Source organism: Flagellimonas marinaquae, from assembly GCF_023716465.1.
Lineage (GTDB): Bacteria > Bacteroidota > Bacteroidia > Flavobacteriales > Flavobacteriaceae > Flagellimonas > Flagellimonas alginolytica.
Genome location: NZ_CP092415.1, coordinates 2,419,874 through 2,439,904, shown reverse-complemented (window position 1 = coordinate 2,439,904; position 20,031 = coordinate 2,419,874). Strand labels below are relative to the sequence as shown.

The window sequence follows — 20,031 nt, the reverse complement described above, 5'->3', positions numbered from 1 at the left end:
TTAGTCTTCAGCTTCATAAACAATGATATTATCCAAATCGAACGATTCTGCCGTGGCTCCTGATTGTATTTGAACAACCAATTGATACGAGCGAATTCCTTTTTGAAACCCGCTGTTTACCTCCATCCATTGGCCAGCTACGGCCTCTACATCATCGTTATAGATATTTATTAGTTCCAAAACCTCATCGCCATTGTCTGTGGTGATATTTGCATAGGCGTGGATACCGTCCAAGTCCTCCCAACTAGTGTCCCCAAAGAAAACTTCAAAAGAGATTCCCGAGTTGTTTTGCCCTTCGGGAACATGTACCGTATCAAAAGTTATTCTCAGAGCGCCATCAGCGTCTTCCGAATGGAATCCCTGCACTCCATCCGGATATTCTTCGTAATCCTCGAATAAAGACATTACTCCTATGCGTTCTTCTGAAAAGCCAAGGCTACTGGTACTGATATTGGGAATGGCCAAATACTCGGTATCGAAGCCTAACTCATTATCTGGTCCGGACCCTTGCGCTACATAATCCACGTAGGGCGGACTTGGTCCATTGATCAGGTCGAGTGTTTCATCGTTTGTACCATTTCTATTGTAAACATCTTCATCTCCTGCTACGGCAGGTTCTTCGAAAGAAGTTCCTCTGATCTTTACACCAGGCGGCTGATAGAACCCAATGGTAAATTCCATTGCATTGTTATGTTCAGATTGCTTTAACCGGTCTGTGGTTTGTCCACCTTGGTTGATATAATTAAAATCAAAATCCGGCGACCTTCCATTAAAGGTTCCTGTTGGGGTCACAACAGTTGCTACAAACGTTATTCTATCCGTTAGCTCTACTTCGGTTTCTTCTACTTGTAAAGCTTCAAGTACATCGGAGAGATCAAATGTTAGGGTATATGGAAAACTACTTATCTCGATATAATCTTCTATGACCGCTTCGCCATCTTTGTACAATACATCCAAGGTATAGCTTGATGCATTCTGATTCGGGTCTTGCAACGTCGCCGTAAACACTTCCGAGTCAACCTTTAAAATATTAAAACTAAGGTTCGGTGCTTCTACAAATGTGATATAACCACCCTTGAATGCAATATCCTCGAGAGTATTGTTCTCATTATCGCAGGATAGAGCCAACACCAATGCAACAATCCAAAGTACTTTTCTATACATATTGACAAGTTTTCTAGTTATTTTATGAACCCTTCTGGGTTGGTATCCCAAAAAACCCTATCTGTATTCAGCTTTTGGGTTAATGAGGAGTTTATCTCTACCGCCCGTGCCGAATAAGGAAAGCTTCGTGGGAATGTTGGGTTATCGTTATCTATGGGGACTTGAATATTAGAAGGGTATCCTGTTCTTCTATATGCGTTGTAGGATTCCATCGAATTTCCGAAGGCTGCCAAATAATACTCCGTTATAATTATATCGAGTTTTTGTTCGTTGGTGGCCACATTGTTAAAATTGAAAAGAACCTCATCAATATATGCTTCTACTTCTTCATCCGTGGACTCAAAGTCCGAATCTACTTCTCCGAAAGAGAGAACTTTGTCCATAGAATCCTGTATTGCTTCCCTTAATAGTTTCTCCGGGTCTTCGCCCGTACTCAGCATTAATGCTGCCTCTGCCCTTAAAAACTTTACAAAGGAAGATGTTAAAAGGGGTAAAATACCCGCTCCATCCAAATGTGTAGAGGTTTTTGGGGCGGATACAAACTGGTCCTCATCAAATGTTCCACCTCCGGGATACAAACCATATACTGTTCTTTCCTCATTATCTCCAAAGCCAGTACGACTTTCTCCATGGTCCAGTCCTCGGTAAAAATCCCCGATATAACAATAATCCACATTGGACTCTTGCAAACACGTTGAATAGGGCACTATACTGAACGGACTGGAATCGGACTGCCTATACAAATAGTAACGTAGCCGTGGGTCCGCAACGCTTTTGGAATCTTTGAGCATAAACATAAAATAGTTGCCCATGTATTGTCCAAAATTGCTCACATACCCTCTACGGAAATAACGATGGCGACTTTCTGGCTCCTCCACAGTGGAAAAGGTGTATTGGAAATCTTCAGTTTCTGAATCTATCAAATCTTTTTCCAACAGTTCATTAATTGCCAATGCAATATCTGATACCCCAATTTCAGAACTCGCCAATCGGGTCTGCACCAAAATCTTGAGCTTAAAAGAATTGGCAAAAGCTATCCATTTATCCTTATCGCTATCATAGAACAAATCTGTAGAAAAGTTGAAGGTGGAGTTCTCAATATCCAATATGGCCCGATCAATATCATTCAGGACTTTTTTATAAATATCTATACCGCTTTCCAATCCTGGGTTCGGGTATTCGGATGGGACAACCGCCTCAGTGTAAGGTATTGCCCCCATATAGTCCACCATAGTTATGGTAAGGTATCCCAAAAGCAATTTATTGATGGCGTTATGGAATAATAAGGTTTCATCCTTTTCTGCCAAAGCTTCTATGGTCTTGGAATTGTTCAGGGCCTCAAAATAGCTTTCCCATTCAGTATCCAATACTGTTACGGAGACCAAATCACCATAGGTATCGGTCATTGCTTCATAACGCATAAGATCGTCCGTATTTAATATCATAAGTCCCATTAGGGATTGAAATTGATATTGGATTTCGTTCAAGAGATATTCAGGGTCCGCACTTTTCGGGGTAAGGAAATTAGGGTTGTCCTGTAAGTCAAAATCAGAAACTTCACACCCTAGCAACGCTATGGATATCAATGCTATTCTACCAAAATATTCTATTGTTCTTCGCATGTGGTTTAAATTATTTTTGAATTAGAAGGACACTGATACATTAAAGGCAAACCTTTTTGTTGATGGGACGGTGCTATCCCCATCCAGACCATCACTTTCCGGGTCGTAATTGATATATTTTGGAAAATTGGGGGCCACATACCATAAGTTTCGTGCCGAAAGGGTAAGGTCCATTCTTTTGAACGGCAATCTGTCAGCTTTTTTTGGTTTCAACGTGTAGCCTACCGCCACTTCCCTAAGTCTAAAGATCGACGTGTCCCACATGGCAAGATCGTTAGCATTGTAATAGTTGGAATAACCCAATCTTCCGCTATTTAATTGAATATTATTGGGAATTTGATTTCCATTGGCATCCAATAATGGTTCGCCTGTAACATCGTCCGCCAAAAAACCAGGCAACACAAATGCCCCTTCTCTATCCTCGGTTTCCTTTGCCACGCCACGTTCAAGCATATTTTTTACCGCTGTGGAGTAAATTTCGCCCCCATGGCGGTATTCGATTTGAGCACTGATCGAAAAACTCCCGATACCAAAGCTATTTATATTGGTAAGTCTCCAATCTGGATTGGGATCTCCAATAACTTTGTTGGGCAGGCCAATATCGTTACTGGTAATTACTTCACCTACTCTGGTCGCCGAGCCATTGCCATTGATCAGTAGGTTTCCATCCTCATCCCTTAAGGCATAGTCCCCTTTTATAACACCAAAAGGCTCGCCTTCCACGGCAAATCTATCTTCACGGAGATTTATATCCGCTCCGGTTGGCGTGGTTTCACGAACCATGGATTCGTCCGCAGTGACTATGTTCCTGAAATTCCAACGAAATTTATCCCCTCGAAAAATATCGACACCTAGATCAACCTCGATTCCTTCACTATCTATCCTTCCTAAGTTTATAAACTGATCATCGTATCCAGTGGCGGGGGCCACCGGCGACTCTACAATCTGGTCTTCCGATACGCGTTGATAAACGGACACCTCTAAAGATGCTCTATTGTGAAACAGTTTGGATTCTATACCAAACTCAATTTCTTTATGCAGTTCTGGTTTTAAATTTAGATTGGCGTAGCGGGTACTATATCTATTGGTTACCGGATAGGTTCCGTCGGGAGCGGCAAACCTCAAGGGATCAATAATCAATGTACTTCGCGTTCTATATGGCGCGGGATACCCTGATGATGTTGCATACGCTCCCCTAAGCTTAAGGTAATTAAGTGTGTTTCCTCCAAAATTAAACGCACTGGTCGGAATAAACGATAAGGATGCCCCTGGGTAGAAAAGTGATCGGTTATCTTTTTCTACCGTACTGCCCCAATCGTTTCTACCAGATATTGTGGCATACAAATAACTCTTGTACGCAAATTGAAATTGACCAAAGGTGCCAGCCAAATTCTCGTTGGTACGGCTGTAGCTGGATTCCGTTACGGTAAAATTACTCGGTCTTAAAAATCCATATACAATTTGACCATCCGAGTTTGATGAATTTCCTACGAATCGCGTTATTTGGCTGTTGAGCCCTATCTGTGCTTCCAGACTCAAGTTTTTGATCAATTCCTTATTAAACCCGAGTATAGCAGTTTGATTTACAATTACCTCCTTACTATCCCCTATATTGAGATATCCTTGCTGATACACATCATCATACCCGCCTTTATTGGAAAAATCGAAGCCCGTATAGCTATCTGAATCAAAACCTGCGCGGTATGTAACATTCAGCGAGTTGGAGAGCTGATAATTTGCGGTTACATTTCCAAAAACACGGACTTTATCATCATAATTCCCGGAATTGTTTAGAATCCAAAGTGGATTGGTATCGTTACGGTAATAGACAGACTCCCCTGTCAAAGGGTTCTGATAGGGCAACTCTGTTAAATCTATCCATCGGGGCAAATAGAACACCAGATTAAAAATATCCTCATCATTGATCAAATTTACCTTTCTGGTCGAATACCCAATATTTGCGGAAACATCCAGTTTTTCACCAAGCTGGGCCTTTCCTCCCAAGCTCAAATTAAAACGCTTTAAATCGTTGTGGTCAATTATTCCAGACTCATCGGTATATCCGGCCGATAAGTTAAAGCCCACTTTTTCTTTGGAAGTTGAAAAGGTCAAGGAATGATTTGTTCCTATTCCCATTCTAAAAATATTCTTCACGTTATCCGGTTTTGGGCCTATTTTGATCATTTTGTCCGCATACTCAGGAAAAATATCGCCCATATTGGCATAAGGGTGCGGTACTGGGTCCATTTCCGAAAAAGCCGGTCCAAAGTTTGAAAATATCGTTGCGCCAAATTGTACCCCTTCCAGTCCGTTGGAATATGTGTTTTGGTATTTTGGCAATTGGGACACCATATTGGTGTACACCGAGGTGGCATAAGTTACCGTTGTGCTAGCTTCGCCTATTTTTGCCGAACCACTCTTGGTCTGAATCAAGATGACCCCGTTTCTTCCTTCGCTACCATATAGCACAGCAGCATTGAACCCTTTTAAGATGCTTATATTTTCGATATCGTTTGGATCTAGATCCCTTAAAAGTCCATTGAACGGAACATCGTTTACCACTATCAAAGGTGCGTTAGAACCAGTCAACGAAATATTTCCCCGAATTCGAATTGTGGAAGATGAGCCTGTTTGACCATCGGCCGGGGTTATCGCTACACCAGCGACCTTACCTTGTAGAGTACGCGCCAAATCCGCTTCGGGCCTTTTTTCTACTTCTTCTGATTTTACATTGGCAATGGCATAACCAAGTGCTTTTTTGGACTTTTTAATTCCCTGGGCGGTCACTACTACTTCGTCCAAAAGCTCTGTACTTTCCACCAATAGCACATTGATCTCATTTTGATTGCCCACAACGACTTCCTGTGCTGTGAACCCTATGTAGCTAAATTCCAAAACATCTGCTCCGTTTTGAACAGTAATTGTGTATTCCCCATCAAAATTGGTGGTAGTTCCTACACTGGTACCTTTTACAACAACACTGGCACCGGGCAATGGCCCAGAGGCATCACTTACCTTTCCATTGATCTGTCGTTGTGCGTTTATAGTGAAAGAAAATAGTAAAAGCAGACACAGGCATATATTTTGGTTTATGGGCATTGGTAAGTAGGTTTAAACGTGATTAGATTGGTCTTGATGTTTGTAAAAAACAGGTTCGGGATACTGAGGCCGAAGTCTGATATTGATCCAGCAAGTATGAAAGCTTAAACTATCAAATTCAAAAAAGAAGCTTGTCCAACCGTTCAAGCCAGGTGTAAAAACCACTTCGCTATAGCACTTGAACAACAAAGCTCTACTTGTAGGATTTGGGAACTGCATTGTAAACCTTTTGTTAAAAAACTGAAAATTAAAGGATAAACCACTACCTTCCGCATACCAATCATATTTGATTTAGCATACCAATTATGCACTTTAACATTAAAGGCCTTTTAGAAAGAAATGGCTTTTTTTTGGATGCAAATCAACCTCAAATTTATGTCAACCTCTACACGGCGTTCAGAAAAGCTATATTGAACCGCTCCCTCGAGAACGGTACCAAACTGCCCCCTTCCAGGGTTCTGGCAATGGACCTTGGCATATCCCGAAGCACCGTCTTAAAAGCCATTGACCTATTGTTGGTGGAGAATTATATTACATCCAAAAGAGGTTCTGGATATTATGTTCGAGCAACTGAAGACAAAAAAATAAGGCTCAATATTTCCGCTCTCGACCATAAAGGTGGCCACCCAAAGCTATCCAAACAAGGAATAGCTTTTTCGGAAAACAATCTTTGGGCCGGACAAGATTCCATAAAAGAGGTCGCTTTTAGGCCGGGATTACCTCCTTTGGATATTTTCCCCGTCCAAATTTGGAAAAAGCTCATCGACGACTATTGGAAACGTATTACTCCTTCTGAGTTATCCTACAGTGATACGAAGGGCCTACATTGTCTAAGAGAGAATATTTCCCAATACTTAAAAGTATATAGGAACATTAATTGTTCGCCCGATCGAATAATCGTTACCACTGGATCATTACATTCCCTTTTTTTGGTCTCGAGCATTCTCCTTGAAAAAAATGACAATATTGTGGTTGAAAACCCAATGTACCCAATGGCCCATAGTCTTTTCAAAAACTTGGGCGCCGTGATACAACCCGCTCCGGTAGATGATGAAGGAATCAATCTAAAAGGCATTAATTGCACAAACCCGAAATTTGTTTACACCACACCATCCTGCCAGTACCCAACTGGTGTAAAAATGAGCATGTCCAGAAGATTCCAATTGTTAAATTGGGCAACAGTGAATGAAACCTATATCATTGAAGATGATTATAACCACGAATTCAGTAATTGGAAAAAGCCATTGGGGTCGTTGTTTGGAATGGATTTACAGGAGAGAGTGGTCTATTTGGGCACGTTCAATAAATTGATACACCCATCCCTGCGGTTGGGCTACATAATTCTACCTGAACAACTGATCGGTCCTGTAAGCGGCCTGTACCAGCAGTCCAGCAGGTTCGTACCAAGACAAGACCAGAAAGCCATGAGCGCTTTTATCCAAAAAGATTATTTAAACAAACACCTAAGAAAGGTAATCGACACGGCCCAACAGAGAAAAGAATATTTTGTAGAACAATTCAATACCATTTTAGGAGATTGGTTCCAGCTAGAAACGTCCTGTTTGGGGCTCCACTTGATCGCTCATATCAAAAAAAAACAGAGCGACCTATATATAGAACAGAAGTTAATGGACCAAAACATTCGTGTACATGCATTGAGCAGATATTATATTTTACCAAATGATGCCAATGGGCTGGTTATGGGGTTTTGCTCGGTAAACCAAAAACAAATCAAGGAAACCATACGTAAGATTGGCGAGATTATGGGCCAATTGTAATATGCTCTCGGATTTTTTTAATCTTTTAGATTTTTAAGTGAATCCAGTTGCTGCTTTGTCAGTTCCAGTTGATTCTTGAGCTTTTGATTTTCCAAAATACTCTGTTCCTTCAATTGATTGATCTTACGTTCAAATTCATCGGCAGGCACGTATTCCGGACGCAAAAAAACCTCGGAAAAAATACTGATTATCGTAAACAAAAAACTGATTGCCAACGCAGAGACCAAACCGATAAGCAACGCTTTTTCCCTTTTGGAGGTTGATGTTTTCTTCTTGAGCAGTTTTCTCTCATCTTTGGTGAGCTTTGGAGTGTTCGATAAATGTCCCAAAAATGTGTCCCATTTTTCCTCCTCTTTTACATAAAGATTCATAAACCCTCCTTCGTCCAAAAAATCTTGGGTGTTAGGCGTTGAAGCCAACATAAACATATCCATTCCATTGCCTCCCATAACATCCAGTAAAGTGGAATCGTAATTCAGGATTTCCTGTACCAACCTCTGTACATATTCCAAACTATAATGTGGTCGTAAAAATTCGTCGTAAAGCGTGTGGATTTGAAAATAGTCGTTTCGGTCCAAAGCATATTCCAAAAAACGATCCTTTAGTTCTGCCTTAAAAAATTCACTCATTTTTAAAAATGGGCGTTATTGGGTTGGTTATGGTTGTTTAGGCTAAAAATTAAAGAAGTGGGACGGCAAAAAGTTCTAGGTCAAGGTAAAGAATTCATGAAATTATTGCTTAATCAGATTCTTTTAAAACAATTAAAATAGTAATACTAAAAAGGGTAAAACAGGTCTATCACAAAATCTCTGCGCTCAAACCTGCCTGCAAAAGTTTGCTGCATCTGGGCTCTAAATAGGAATATTCACCCGTTTTAACCGTACATTTTCCTTTATAATGAACAATTATGGAGCATTGCTCCGCTTGCTCGGGTGTATGCTCGCACACATTGATAAGGGTTTCGATAACATGGTCGAAAGTATTCACGTCATCATTAAAAAGTACGATCTCGTGCTCCTTCACCGTTTCTTCTTCTAGAAGGACATCTTCCAATTCCTTTTCCCTAGTGCCCATAATACTTGAGGTTTATGCTATTCTAATTTACATATTTTGCTGCAATCCAATTGTTCTTCTCCAGATTTTTTTCAAATTCCAAACCATGTGCCGCACATTTTGAAGATATTGCATCTAAATCTTCTAAATAAAAACCACTTAAAAAAAGCGTACCTTCTTTTGCTAAACAATCTGCGTATATCGGAATGTCCTCCAATAAAATATTTCTATTGATGTTGGCCAAAATAACATCATATTTTTTATCCTTGAGCAAATTGCTATCTCCTTGATAGGTTTTGATTTCGGGACAATTGTTTCGTTCCACATTTTCTTGGGTATTCAGATAGCACCATTCATCTATATCTATGGCATCCACATCCGTAGCACCGCGTTTTTTTGCCAAAATAGCCAACACACCGGTACCGCACCCCATATCCAAAACCGATTTACCCTCAAAATCGTTTACGAGGATATGCTCGAGCATCATATGGGTAGTTTCATGATGTCCCGTACCAAAACTCATTTTTGGCTCGATCACTATATCGTATTCTACCTTAGCTGGGTCGTGAAAAGGTGCCCGAACCATACATTGGTCACCGACCTTAATGGGGTGAAAATTCTTTTCCCATTCGGCATTCCAGTTTTGCTGCTCAATTTCCTTGCTGGTCCAACTTATCTTAAAATTTGGGTTTTGGGAAACGAACAGTTCACTTAGCATGCCCCCCTTCCATTCCGACTTTAAAATATAGGCCAACAGCCCTGTTTCGTTTTCCACAAAGCTTTCAAAACCCAATTCTCCCAACTCCGCAATCAAAATATCTGTTGCGGGCTGGGGCGGGTCGATCTTAAAATCGTATTCGAGGTATACCAAGTGCCAAATTTTAAATAGCCTTAATTATTTCGGAAAAATCTGTAGCTTTTAAAGATGCGCCACCGATCAAACCTCCATCCACATCGGGCTTGGAGAAAATTTCCGATGCATTTGCCGGTTTTACGCTTCCACCATATAGTATGGAAACATCTTCCGCAATGGAGGAATTAAACCCATCTGCTATAGTTTTTCTAATAAAAGCGTGCATTTCCTGTGCTTGTTCCGGACTCGCGGTCTCGCCAGTACCAATGGCCCAAACAGGCTCGTAGGCAAGCACAATTTTGCTCCATGCGCTGGCATCTAAATCAAAAAGGGCATTTTTTAACTGGTTTTCCACTACGGTAAAATGCTTGTCGGATTTTCTATCCTCCAATTCTTCTCCAAAACAGAAGATTACCTTAAGTCCTTTTTCTACGGCCGTTCTTACCTTTTTGGACAAAAGCGCATCATCTTCCCCAAAATAGGCTCGCCTTTCGGAATGACCGATGATTACCGTGTCCACACCGAGGGCAAGTAGCATATCGGCAGAAATCTCGCCGGTGTATGCACCATTTTCGGCAAAGTGCATATTCTGTGCTGCGACCTGTATTTTTGAATCTTGCAATGCTTCCTTTGCTGCTTGAAGGTTTACAAAAGTGGGCGCTACTATGATATCTGCATCGGTATCGGGTAATTTAGCGGAAAGCTCGGCCAACAATTCTTCTGTTTCCTGAAGATTCTTGTTCATTTTCCAGTTTCCTGCCACTATTTTTGTTCTCATTTTCTCTGGTTTTTCTCAGTTTTATATTTAGAAAGTAAGTTCTTCAAAATCATTGTAATGTGCCTTTTGCCGAATAGTCCCCTTGTTCAACACCAAGATGCCCGGATTGGAACGTACTATGGTCTTTAAGGTAGTTTCATCCGTAAAGTAGAACTCAAAGTCCAAGCCGTAGGATTTTATCAATTTTTCGGCCGTATCACTACTGGACGCTGACATTCCTATTACTTTGTAGCCTTTACGCTTTGCTTCGGCAGTAACTTTGGCCACCTGCTCAAAGGCCTCGTAATCGCTTTTTGCCATATCATAGGCTATAACCATTACCAATTTCTCCTCTTCAAGTAATTCTGCCGCATAATCCTGTCCTTCTTGCTCAATGGTAAAATCGTGTATTGGCGGCTCGTATCCAGCTTGGATCTCGGTGGTCTCCACATCGATAAATTCACCATCAACGGATGGATAATCTCCTTCGGTCACAATTACTTTTTCTTCCCCGTTGACCTTAAATCGCCATGCATATTCGTAAACTGGCTTAGGTGCATTTTCTGGAACGGACATTCCTTCTTGTATGTTCGCACCGATTTTGTAGGGTCTAAAATCCACCGAGGGCAAATGGGCCAACACATGGTTGGCGAACAACATACATGCCAAAAGGGCAACTCCCCCAATAATCCAATTTACTTTGGAACTGAACATGGGTGTAATATATTTTTTACCAAAGAAAAGTACTAGAACAAACACCAACAGAATCACATCTTTGGTAAAGGATTCCCATGGTGTAAGTTTAACTGCATCTCCAAAGCATCCGCAATCCGTTACTTTATTAAAATACGCGGAGTAAAATGTAAGGAATGTGAAGAAAACAATCATTAGCAAAAGACTCCAAACAGTGAATTTTGGTTTAAACCCGATCAATAACAAGATCCCTAGAATTACCTCTGCAATCACCACAAAAATGGAAATTTCCAAGGCCAGAGGTGTAAAAAAGGTAAGATCTAGCACACTCGGGCTAAAATATTCCTCCAATTTAAAAGAGAAACCCATGGGGTCGTTGAGCTTGATGAGTCCACTTATAATGAACAATATGCCCACAAAAATTCTTGATATCCAAACCAAATATTTCATTCTTCTTCTTTTAAATGAATCAATGCAAAAACCGCATAATTAACCATATCCTGATAGTTGGCATCCACGCCTTCGCTTACCAAGGTCGTACCTTGGTTGTCTTCAATTTGTTTTACGCGCAACAATTTTTGTAAAATCAGATCCGTCAACGAACTTACCCTCATATCCCTCCAAGCTTCGCCATAATCGTGGTTCTTGTTTTCCATCAATTTTTTGGTGATGGCAACTTCCGCATCGTAGAGCTCAATGGCTTCATCTGCGGTAATATCGGGTTGTTCCACCACTCCTTTCTTAAGTTGGATCAAGGCCATAATGGAATAATTGATAATTCCAATGAACTCTGAATATTCGCCCTCGTCCACTTTCCGTACGTCATTTTGCTGTAGACTTCGGATACGTTGTGCCTTAATAAAAATCTGATCTGTTAAGGATGGTAACCTCAGGATTCTCCAAGCTGTGCCATAATCCTTAGCCTTTTTTAAAAACAATTCCCGGCAGGTTTGTATCACCGCATCGTATTGTTGGGAAGTATGCTGCATGTATTGTTGCTAATTTGCGTAAATTTCGTCCAACTTGTTTGTGCCAAAAAAGCACATTGCCAAAGATAATGAAACCCAACTAAGCAGATATTTTTTATGACGATAAACTGCAAAGGTGAATTAATAGACCTATCATCTCCCAAAGTAATGGGAATTCTTAATCTTACACCAGACTCGTTTTTTGATGGTGGAAAGTACAAAGATGAAACGTCCATACTATCGCAGGTCGATTATATGTTGAGCCATGGAGCCGCCTTTATAGATATGGGCGCCTATAGTTCAAGACCAGGTGCCGAGCACGTACCCGAAGATGAAGAATTAAAAAGATTGATTCCCATTATGGATCTTATCCTGAAAAAGTTTCCAGATACTTTAATATCAGTGGACACATTTCGGAGCAAGGTGGCATCGACAAGTATTGAGCACGGAGCAGCCTTGATCAACGATATTTCTGCGGGAAATTTGGATAAGAAGATGTTTGATACGGTTGCCAAGCATCAGGTCCCTTATATTATGATGCACATGAAAGGAACTCCACAATCCATGCAGAAAGAAGCTGCTTACGAGGACTTGATCAATGACCTTAGATTTTATTTCTCTGAAAAAGTAAAAGAAAGCTCCGGCAAAAAAATCAACGATATTATTCTAGATCCAGGATTTGGTTTTGCAAAGACCACGGCCCAGAACTATACTCTTTTAAACCATTTAGACATGTTCCAAACTTTTGGTTTGCCCATTTTGATCGGTTTGAGCAGAAAATCAATGATTTATAAAATTTTGGAATCATCCCCGAAAGAAGCATTGAACGGAACAACGGCCTTGCACACCATTGCCCTTTTAAAAGGCGCAAACATTATTCGTGCCCATGATGTAAAAGAAGCATCGGAATGTATTAAACTTGTGAAAGCTCTAAAAGAGAATGCCCTCTGATTTGATGTTCTCCTAATTTTGCTAATTTTACAAAAACGCTGCGGTTGGATTTTTTAAACTTTCTCGAATTTAAGATTACCGATGTCATCGACATAGTCCTGGTCGCCGCATTGCTCTATTATATTTACAAGCTGGTCAAGGGAACCGTGGCCATCAATATTTTTATTGGAATTGTTATTGTCTGGGCACTTTGGAAACTTACCGAACTACTCCAAATGAAGATGATCAGCAGCATGGTGGGCGGGTTTATGAACATTGGCCTGATTGCATTGATCATAGTTTTTCAGCAAGAGATCAGGAAATTTCTGTTAATGATCGGCTCTACTAACTTTGCTTCCAAAAGAAACATTTTTAAACATTTTAAGTTCCTAAAACAGGAAGCTATTTCCACCAATACAGATGTAGATGCCATAATAAGTGCCTGCGAACGTATGGGAACTTCCAAAACGGGAGCTTTGATCGTTATTGAGCGCAACAATTCTTTGGATTTTATAAAATCCACTGGCGACGCCATGAACATTAAGGTTACCCAACCCATTTTAGAAAGCATCTTCTTTAAAAATAGTCCGTTGCATGATGGCGCCATCGTGGTCCAGGACAATTTTATTACGGCAACCCGGGTAATTCTACCTGTCTCCAACGACCGTAATATTCCATTAAGATTTGGCTTACGGCACAGGGCCGCTGTGGGCATTACCGAAAAAACAGATGCACTCTCCCTTGTCGTGAGCGAAGAAACCGGTTCAATTTCATATATAAAAAATGGTGAGTTTATACCATTTAAAGGTAGGGAAGAATTGGTTAAGCGAATTAATAAGGACTTGGAACAATGACCTGCAAAAATTGTGAAGCAAGACTTCGAACCGATTTTTTGTATTGTCCGGCATGTGGCGCAAAAGTGGTTCGCAACAGAATTACCATTAAAAATCTTTGGGTTGATTTTTTAGAAAGATATTTTAATCTCGACAACACTTTTATAAAAACCTTTATCCATTTGTTCAGTAAACCCGAAGTGGTCATCGAGGGTTATTTGCAGGGGATTCGCAGAAAATATCTAAATCCCATCAGCTATGTTGGTATTGCATTGACACTTTCTGGATTGCTCATGTTTATTATGTCCAAATCTTTGGATAGTATAGATTTTGGTTTTTTGGAATCGGAGGCCCAATCGGTTTACCAAGAAAAGTTAATGGGTTTTATTTCGGATTATCAAGCTTTGATATTCATCCTTTACATTCCATTAACGGCGATATCAGGTTGGTTATGTTTTGATGAGAAGAAGTACAATTTTGCAGAGCGCATCATTATTTTTACTTATGCACTTGCCCATTATAGTCTTCTCTTTTTTATACCTTCTCTACCCATTCTCCTTTTTGCTCCGGAAATCTATATGTCATTTTCATTGGTAAGTGTTTTGGTAATGATGGTTTATGCTGGATATGTAATAGTAAGAATCAGCAACTCCGAAGGAGTTTCCCTTATCGCAAGACTACTCTTGTTCTATATGATTTTTGGAATTCTCTATTTCCTGAGTTCACTGCTTATACCGATCATCATGCTTTTGATCGGAGAAATAAGTTTACAAGATTTAGTACCACCTCCTCCCCAAAACTGATTACGCCACTTCCTCGGCCAAGAATTGGGCATTGTACAGGTCGTTGTAGTAACCGCCTTTCTCCAGAAGTTCTTTGTGAGTACCGGTTTCTATGATTTTACCAGCATCCATCACTATGATCTTATCCGCCTTTTTAATAGTTGCCAAACGGTGGGCAATTATAATTGATGTTCTGCCTTCGGTAATCTTGTCGGTGGCCTGTTGGATCAACTGCTCGGAATACGTATCCACGGAAGAAGTAGCTTCATCTAAAATAAGAATACTGGGATTGCTCACGTAAGCGCGTAAAAATGCGATCAATTGACGTTGCCCACTGGAGAGCATGGTTCCTCGCTCTTTCACGTTGTATTGGTAACCGCCCGGTAAACTGGAAATAAACTCGTGTACCCCGATCTGCTTGGCGGCAGCTTCTATTTCTTCCGTAGAGATATTTTCATCACGAAGCGAAATATTGTGTGCTATGGTATCGGCAAACAGGAAAACGTCTTGTAACACAATTGCGATATGGGAACGGAGCGACTTCAAAGTATAGTCGTCCAAGCATACGCCATCCACCATAATTTTACCTGAATTTATCTCATAGAATCGGTTGAGCAAATTTATGATTGTAGATTTTCCTGCTCCTGTGGCCCCCACAATGGCCACAGTTTCACCTGCTTTTACGTTGAACGATATACCATGAAGGACTTCTTCATCCGGCACATAACCAAAATGTACATCTTTAAACTCGATATCTCCCTTTACGCTTTGCTTTTCTACCGTACCGTTGTCGTCGATATGGCTATCGGTATCCAAAATTTTAAACACCCTATTCGCAGCCACCATTCCCATTTGCAGGGTATTGAATTTATCCGCAATCTGACGCAGTGGACGGAACAAAAGATCCATCAAGAAAAAGAAAGCTACGATGGCCCCTTTATTGTCGAGCCCTACATTTTCGATATTCTGTATTACACCAAAATATACCACCAAACCAATACCAATTGAATTGGATATTTCGGCCACAGGAAAAAATATGGAGTTGTACCATACTGTTTTCAACCATGCATTCTGGTGTTTTTCGTTGATGACCCTGAACTTTTCCTTTTCTATTTCCTCTCGGTTAAAGAGCTGTACGATCTTCATTCCGGCTATCCGCTCCTGAACAAAGGAGTTTAGGTTGGATACTTGGGCGCGCACTTCGATAAAGGCCACCTTCATTGCCTGCTGAAAAAGACGCGTAGCCACTAAAATTACGGGAAGAATGGCAAACACGATCAAGGCAAGTTTCCAATTGATCACCACCATGATCACGGCCGCGGACAACATTTTTAAGGCATCGGCGACGATCATAAAAAATCCTTGGCTAAAAATTTCCCCTATTCGCTGCATATCGGCTACGGCCCGAGTGACCAAAACGCCGATCGATGAATTATCAAAATAGGTCATTTTAAAGCTGGTCATCTTTTCAAAAAGATTGATCCGTATGTCTTTTATAACGGATTCGCCCAACAAATTTGCATAATAGTTGAACAACAATTGGGTGGTTACCTGACCCAGTAAAAACACCAGCATTAACAGCACATGGTTAAGCAATTGGGCCGCATCTTTGCTCTCCAATGATTGATTGATGATATTTTTGACCAACAACGGGATTCCGATAGCAAACGCTGCCGAGAGTATGGCTACTACCGCAACCAACCAAAAAATACCCCGATAAGGTCTTGTTCTTGAAAAAACACGCTTGAACAATCTAAAATCGAACGCTTTTCCTATTTCCTCTTTTTTGCTCATCAAAAAATATCTTTTGGATAGATAACCTTGGTCAAATATAACCCTTTTGCAGGGACGGACACGCCAGCCTCGCTCCTATCTTTACTTGCTATGATTCGGTGCATGTCTTCACTTTTGATTTTCTTCAACCCAACATCCAGCAAGGTACCAACCACGGCCCGAACCATATTTCTCAAAAAACGGTCTGCAGTAATGGTAAACACCCATTTGTCCGCGCGAACTTCCCAGTAAGCCTGGCGCACATCACAATTAAACGTTTTTACATCGGTATTGGATTTGGAAAAGCATTCAAAATCAGTGTACTCCAAGAGCATTTTTGCCGCCTCGTTCATGGCGGGTAAATCCAATGGATGCTTCACCCAATGGGCGTAATCAAAAAGAAAAGGGTCTTTTTCCCGTACCAGCCAATACTCGTAAGTGCGTTCAATGGCATCGAACCGGGCATGGGCGCCATCAACAACGGTTCTAATTTCTTGTACTGCAATATCATCTGGCAAAAAGGCATTTAGCCTGTATGCCAAATCCTTTTTATCTTCAATCGAATCAAAATCAAAATGACAGAACATTTGTTTGGCATGGACACCTGCATCGGTTCTGCCAGCACCAACCACATCAATTTTGTCACGAAGCAAGGTGCTTAACGCTTTCTCCAACACTTTTTGTACGGTTATGGCGTTCGGTTGGTTTTGCCAACCGTGATATGCTTTTCCGAAATATGAAAATTGGATGAAGTATCTCAATGGAATCCCTTACTTTTAGGTCGGTAAAGATAATTCAATCCTACCCAACACGAATCCGACCCTATTTTTTTAGCATATTTTTAGCGTTATGACCAAGATTTTATTGCTTTCCGATACCCACGGACACATGGATAGATCCATTTTAAAGTATGCTGCGCAGGCCGATGAAATCTGGCATGCCGGAGATATTGGAAGTCTATCCGTAACCGACCAATTGGAAGCTTTGAAACCTGTTCGAGGGGTACATGGCAATATTGACGACCATGTAATACAGAAGGAATTTCCGGAAAATAATAGATTTATGTGCGAAGGCGTGGATGTTTGGATCACACACATTGGGGGCTACCCCAACAAATATAATGTGCGGGTTCGTGAAGAGATCAAGGCCAATCCCCCAAAACTTTTTATCTGCGGACATTCCCATATCTTAAAAGTGATGCATGATAAAAAACTAGGCCTATTGCACATGAACCCCGGAGCCTGTGGCAAACATGGGTTCCATCAAGTACGTACCATGTTGCGATTTGTGATCGATGGCGACAAAATATCGGACCTGGAGGTTGTAGAGTTGGGAAAGCGCTGACCAAAACATAAAAACCCCGGCCTAAGCCAGGGTTTTTTCGCACTAATACTACTAAGATGTTAGGTTCAACGTAAGCGATCAACAGATTTTACAAGATCTTCATCCTTTTTGATAGCCCTGTTGGCCAGGACAAGAAAAACGATAGAAAATACAGGAATCAGCATCCCAATACCCTTCTCAGAAACCACAGTTTCTCCGGATAAACTTAGCGATCGATAAACGAAAAATCCTAGTAAAAAAAGATTCAATATCATATTCAATCTGTTTACCACAAATTGATTTTGTCGCTTTTTGTACAATAAAATCGAAACCACGGAAAGTACGGCGGCCACATAAAAAACAAGGCTAACAAGCACTTGGTCCTGGGCATATACCTCTTTTCCGTCTACTTCGACCCATAGATTCAGAAAAAACGGAAGTATTCCCGAAATAAGGCCTACAATCAGTAAATATAACGTTTGTATCCGCTGAATCATTGTTGAATTTGCTTTCCAAATGCAAAAATAGAAGTCTTTTTTGATAAATAAGGCCTAATTCTTCAAAATTTATTTGTAATATTGTTGCGTTATTAGCAAGCACCTACCTCGGAATTCTTTCTCCAGTAGCATTCAAAAATAACTTTACTTCTAATATTTAGCATCACACAAGTTTAACATATTCCATTACTTAATGTTCGAGATTTCAGATCTAAAAGCTAAAAAGCTTCCTGAGTTGCAAGAAATTGCAAAGGATCTTAATGTTCCCAAATTCAAATCGTTAAAAAAATTGGACCTGGTCTACCAAATTCTGGACGTACAGGCCTCCAACCCAAAAGCGGTTGCAGAAACCGTTGCTGCGAACAAAGACGAGAAACCAGCGCCAGAGCCCAAACCAAAAAGAACAAGAACTCCCCGACCTAAAACTACCGACACCAAAAGCAAAGAGGGAGAAACCACGGAAAAAGCCCCACAGAAAAGAGAGCCCAAGAGTTCCAACGACAACGCCAAAGGAAAAAATCAAGGGCAAGGGCAACCTCAAAAAAAGGACAACACCCCTCAACAAAACGAGGGCGGCCAGCAAAAAAATCAAAATAACAGAAGGACCAAACAACATAACAAAGGCCATCACGATAAAAAGAACAGCAATTTCGATAAGGATTTAAAAAACAGGTACAAAGAACCTGAATATGAGTTCGATAGCATTATCGAGAGTGAAGGGGTCCTGGACATTATGCAGGATGGCTACGGGTTCCTAAGGTCTTCGGATTACAACTACCTGTCATCACCGGATGATATTTATGTTTCCCAATCACAAATTCGATTGTTCGGACTTAAGTCCGGGGATACTGTTCTCGGGAACATAAGACCGCCAAAGGAAGGTGAAAAATATTTCCCCTTGATCAAAGTGAACAAAATAAATGGACTCGACCCCCAAGTGGTTCGTGACAGGGTAGCTTTTGAGCACCTTACCCCATTGTTCCCTCAGGAAAAGTTCAATTTAGCCGAAAAACAAAGTACACTTTCCACAAGAATCATGGATTTGTTCTCTCCTATTGGAAAAGGACAAAGGGGAATGATCGTTTCCCAACCCAAAACAGGTAAGACCATGTTGTTGAAAGATATTGCCAACGCAATCGCAGCCAACCACCCAGAGGTTTACCAAATCATTCTTTTGATCGATGAACGCCCAGAAGAGGTTACAGATATGCAACGCAATGTGCGAGGTGAAGTAGTTGCTTCTACTTTTGACAAAGAAGCCACAGAGCACGTAAGGGTTGCAAACATTGTTCTGGACAAAGCAAAAAGATTGGTGGAATGCGGCCACGATGTGGTAATCCTGTTGGATTCCATTACCCGTTTGGCCCGTGCCTACAACACCGTACAGCCAGCTTCCGGTAAAGTATTGAGTGGTGGTGTGGATGCCAATGCACTGCACAAGCCGAAACGTTTCTTCGGTGCGGCACGTAATATTGAAAATGGCGGGTCCCTTTCCATTATCGCCACAGCCCTAACGGAGACCGGCTCTAAAATGGACGAGGTGATTTTTGAAGAGTTCAAGGGTACTGGCAACATGGAACTTCAGTTGGATAGAAGAATATCCAACAGAAGAATTTTCCCTGCTATCGACCTAATTTCTTCATCTACTCGAAGAGATGACCTATTATTGGATGAAAATACCATTCAACGCATGTGGATAATGCGAAAATATCTTGCGGACATGAACCCGGTTGAAGCTATGGAGTTTATGGAGCAGCGCATTAAACAAACAAAAAACAATGAAGAATTTTTACTTACCATGAGTGAGTAAAAACATACAGTACTTTACAAAATAAGATTATAAGCCCTTCAATATTTTGAAGGGCTTTTTTTGACCCGTTTTGTAGAAAAGGCATATCTTTATTTC

The 20,031-nt window shown here is 40.9% G+C and carries 18 protein-coding genes; 6 read left to right on the top strand and 12 right to left on the bottom strand.

Features of this window, described 5'->3' with window-relative positions:
- From MJO53_RS10925 to MJO53_RS10915, 3 genes are read right to left on the bottom strand one after another with little or no spacing between them, the layout of a single operon-like run.
- Positions 1-1,164 carry a hypothetical protein gene (locus tag MJO53_RS10925; protein ID WP_224835289.1) on the bottom strand — a complete coding sequence of 388 codons (1,164 nt, stop codon included), beginning with the start codon at positions 1,162-1,164 and terminating at the stop codon, positions 1-3.
- A 17-nt stretch (positions 1,165-1,181) separates the two neighbouring features.
- The gene (locus MJO53_RS10920) at positions 1,182-2,786 is read right to left on the bottom strand and encodes a SusD/RagB family nutrient-binding outer membrane lipoprotein (RefSeq protein ID WP_252079097.1); all 1,605 of its coding nucleotides are present in this window, start codon (positions 2,784-2,786) and stop codon (positions 1,182-1,184) included.
- A 21-nt stretch (positions 2,787-2,807) separates the two neighbouring features.
- The gene (locus MJO53_RS10915) at positions 2,808-5,885 is read right to left on the bottom strand and encodes a SusC/RagA family TonB-linked outer membrane protein (RefSeq protein ID WP_252079096.1); all 3,078 of its coding nucleotides are present in this window, start codon (positions 5,883-5,885) and stop codon (positions 2,808-2,810) included.
- Positions 5,886-6,190: 305 nt separating this feature from the next.
- Between MJO53_RS10915 and MJO53_RS10910 the strand changes: the two genes are divergently transcribed.
- Entirely contained in the window at positions 6,191-7,663 is a 1,473-nt protein-coding gene (locus MJO53_RS10910; protein ID WP_252079095.1) for a PLP-dependent aminotransferase family protein, read from the top strand.
- Between the two features lie 17 nt (positions 7,664-7,680).
- Here the strand turns inward: MJO53_RS10910 and MJO53_RS10905 are convergent, their stop codons facing one another.
- The 6 genes from MJO53_RS10905 to MJO53_RS10880 all read right to left on the bottom strand — a co-directional run bounded on the left by MJO53_RS10905 (position 7,681) and on the right by MJO53_RS10880 (position 12,008).
- Positions 7,681-8,292 (bottom strand): hypothetical protein, encoded by a 612-nt coding sequence (locus tag MJO53_RS10905; protein WP_252079094.1) that lies wholly within the window; start codon positions 8,290-8,292, stop codon positions 7,681-7,683.
- Positions 8,293-8,461: 169 nt separating this feature from the next.
- Positions 8,462-8,737: an ATP-dependent Clp protease adaptor ClpS gene (locus MJO53_RS10900; protein WP_224835294.1), complete on the bottom strand. Its 276-nt coding sequence runs from the start codon at positions 8,735-8,737 to the stop codon at positions 8,462-8,464.
- A 22-nt stretch (positions 8,738-8,759) separates the two neighbouring features.
- Positions 8,760-9,596: a 50S ribosomal protein L11 methyltransferase gene (gene prmA, locus MJO53_RS10895; protein WP_252081244.1), complete on the bottom strand. Its 837-nt coding sequence runs from the start codon at positions 9,594-9,596 to the stop codon at positions 8,760-8,762.
- Position 9,597: 1 nt separating this feature from the next.
- Positions 9,598-10,347: a triose-phosphate isomerase gene (gene tpiA / locus MJO53_RS10890; protein WP_224835295.1), complete on the bottom strand. Its 750-nt coding sequence runs from the start codon at positions 10,345-10,347 to the stop codon at positions 9,598-9,600.
- Positions 10,348-10,374: 27 nt separating this feature from the next.
- Positions 10,375-11,469, bottom strand: a complete 1,095-nt coding sequence (locus MJO53_RS10885; protein WP_252079093.1) for a BT_3928 family protein — start codon at positions 11,467-11,469, stop codon at positions 10,375-10,377.
- Positions 11,466-12,008, bottom strand: a complete 543-nt coding sequence (locus MJO53_RS10880; protein ID WP_252079092.1) for a DUF1599 domain-containing protein — start codon at positions 12,006-12,008, stop codon at positions 11,466-11,468. Before MJO53_RS10880 ends, MJO53_RS10885 begins: the two co-directional genes overlap by 4 nt.
- 96 nt (positions 12,009-12,104) lie before the next feature.
- Between MJO53_RS10880 and folP the strand changes: the two genes are divergently transcribed.
- Genes folP through MJO53_RS10865 form a run of 3 tightly spaced genes read left to right on the top strand, consistent with a single transcriptional unit; the run spans position 12,105 to position 14,553 of the window.
- Positions 12,105-12,938 (top strand): dihydropteroate synthase, encoded by an 834-nt coding sequence (folP, locus tag MJO53_RS10875; protein WP_252079091.1) that lies wholly within the window; start codon positions 12,105-12,107, stop codon positions 12,936-12,938.
- A gap of 44 nt (positions 12,939-12,982) precedes the next feature.
- A complete protein-coding gene (cdaA, locus tag MJO53_RS10870) occupies positions 12,983-13,771 on the top strand; it encodes a diadenylate cyclase CdaA (RefSeq protein ID WP_252079090.1) in 789 nt (262 codons plus the stop codon).
- Positions 13,768-14,553, top strand: coding sequence for a DUF3667 domain-containing protein (locus MJO53_RS10865; protein WP_252079089.1), 786 nt, complete (start codon positions 13,768-13,770; stop codon positions 14,551-14,553). The genes cdaA and MJO53_RS10865 overlap by 4 nt, the downstream gene beginning before the upstream one ends.
- Here the strand turns inward: MJO53_RS10865 and MJO53_RS10860 are convergent, their stop codons facing one another.
- Positions 14,554-16,326: an ABC transporter ATP-binding protein gene (locus MJO53_RS10860; RefSeq protein WP_224835301.1), complete on the bottom strand. Its 1,773-nt coding sequence runs from the start codon at positions 16,324-16,326 to the stop codon at positions 14,554-14,556. It lies immediately after the preceding gene.
- Positions 16,326-17,066: a tRNA pseudouridine(38-40) synthase TruA gene (gene truA / locus MJO53_RS10855; protein ID WP_252079088.1), complete on the bottom strand. Its 741-nt coding sequence runs from the start codon at positions 17,064-17,066 to the stop codon at positions 16,326-16,328. Before truA ends, MJO53_RS10860 begins: the two co-directional genes overlap by 1 nt.
- An 88-nt stretch (positions 17,067-17,154) precedes the next feature.
- Here truA and MJO53_RS10850 point away from each other — a divergent pair, with 88 nt between their 5' ends.
- Entirely contained in the window at positions 17,155-17,649 is a 495-nt protein-coding gene (locus tag MJO53_RS10850; RefSeq protein ID WP_224835303.1) for a metallophosphoesterase family protein, read from the top strand.
- A 65-nt stretch (positions 17,650-17,714) separates the two neighbouring features.
- On the opposite strand, the gene MJO53_RS10845 is transcribed toward MJO53_RS10850, so the two are convergent.
- Complete coding sequence (locus MJO53_RS10845; RefSeq protein WP_224835304.1) at positions 17,715-18,125, bottom strand: DUF4293 domain-containing protein; 411 nt, start codon at positions 18,123-18,125, stop codon at positions 17,715-17,717.
- Between the two features lie 193 nt (positions 18,126-18,318).
- On the opposite strand from MJO53_RS10845, the gene rho reads away from it, so the two are divergent.
- Positions 18,319-19,935, top strand: a complete 1,617-nt coding sequence (gene rho, locus MJO53_RS10840) for a transcription termination factor Rho (RefSeq protein WP_252079087.1) — start codon at positions 18,319-18,321, stop codon at positions 19,933-19,935.
- Positions 19,936-20,031: the final 96 nt, after the last annotated feature.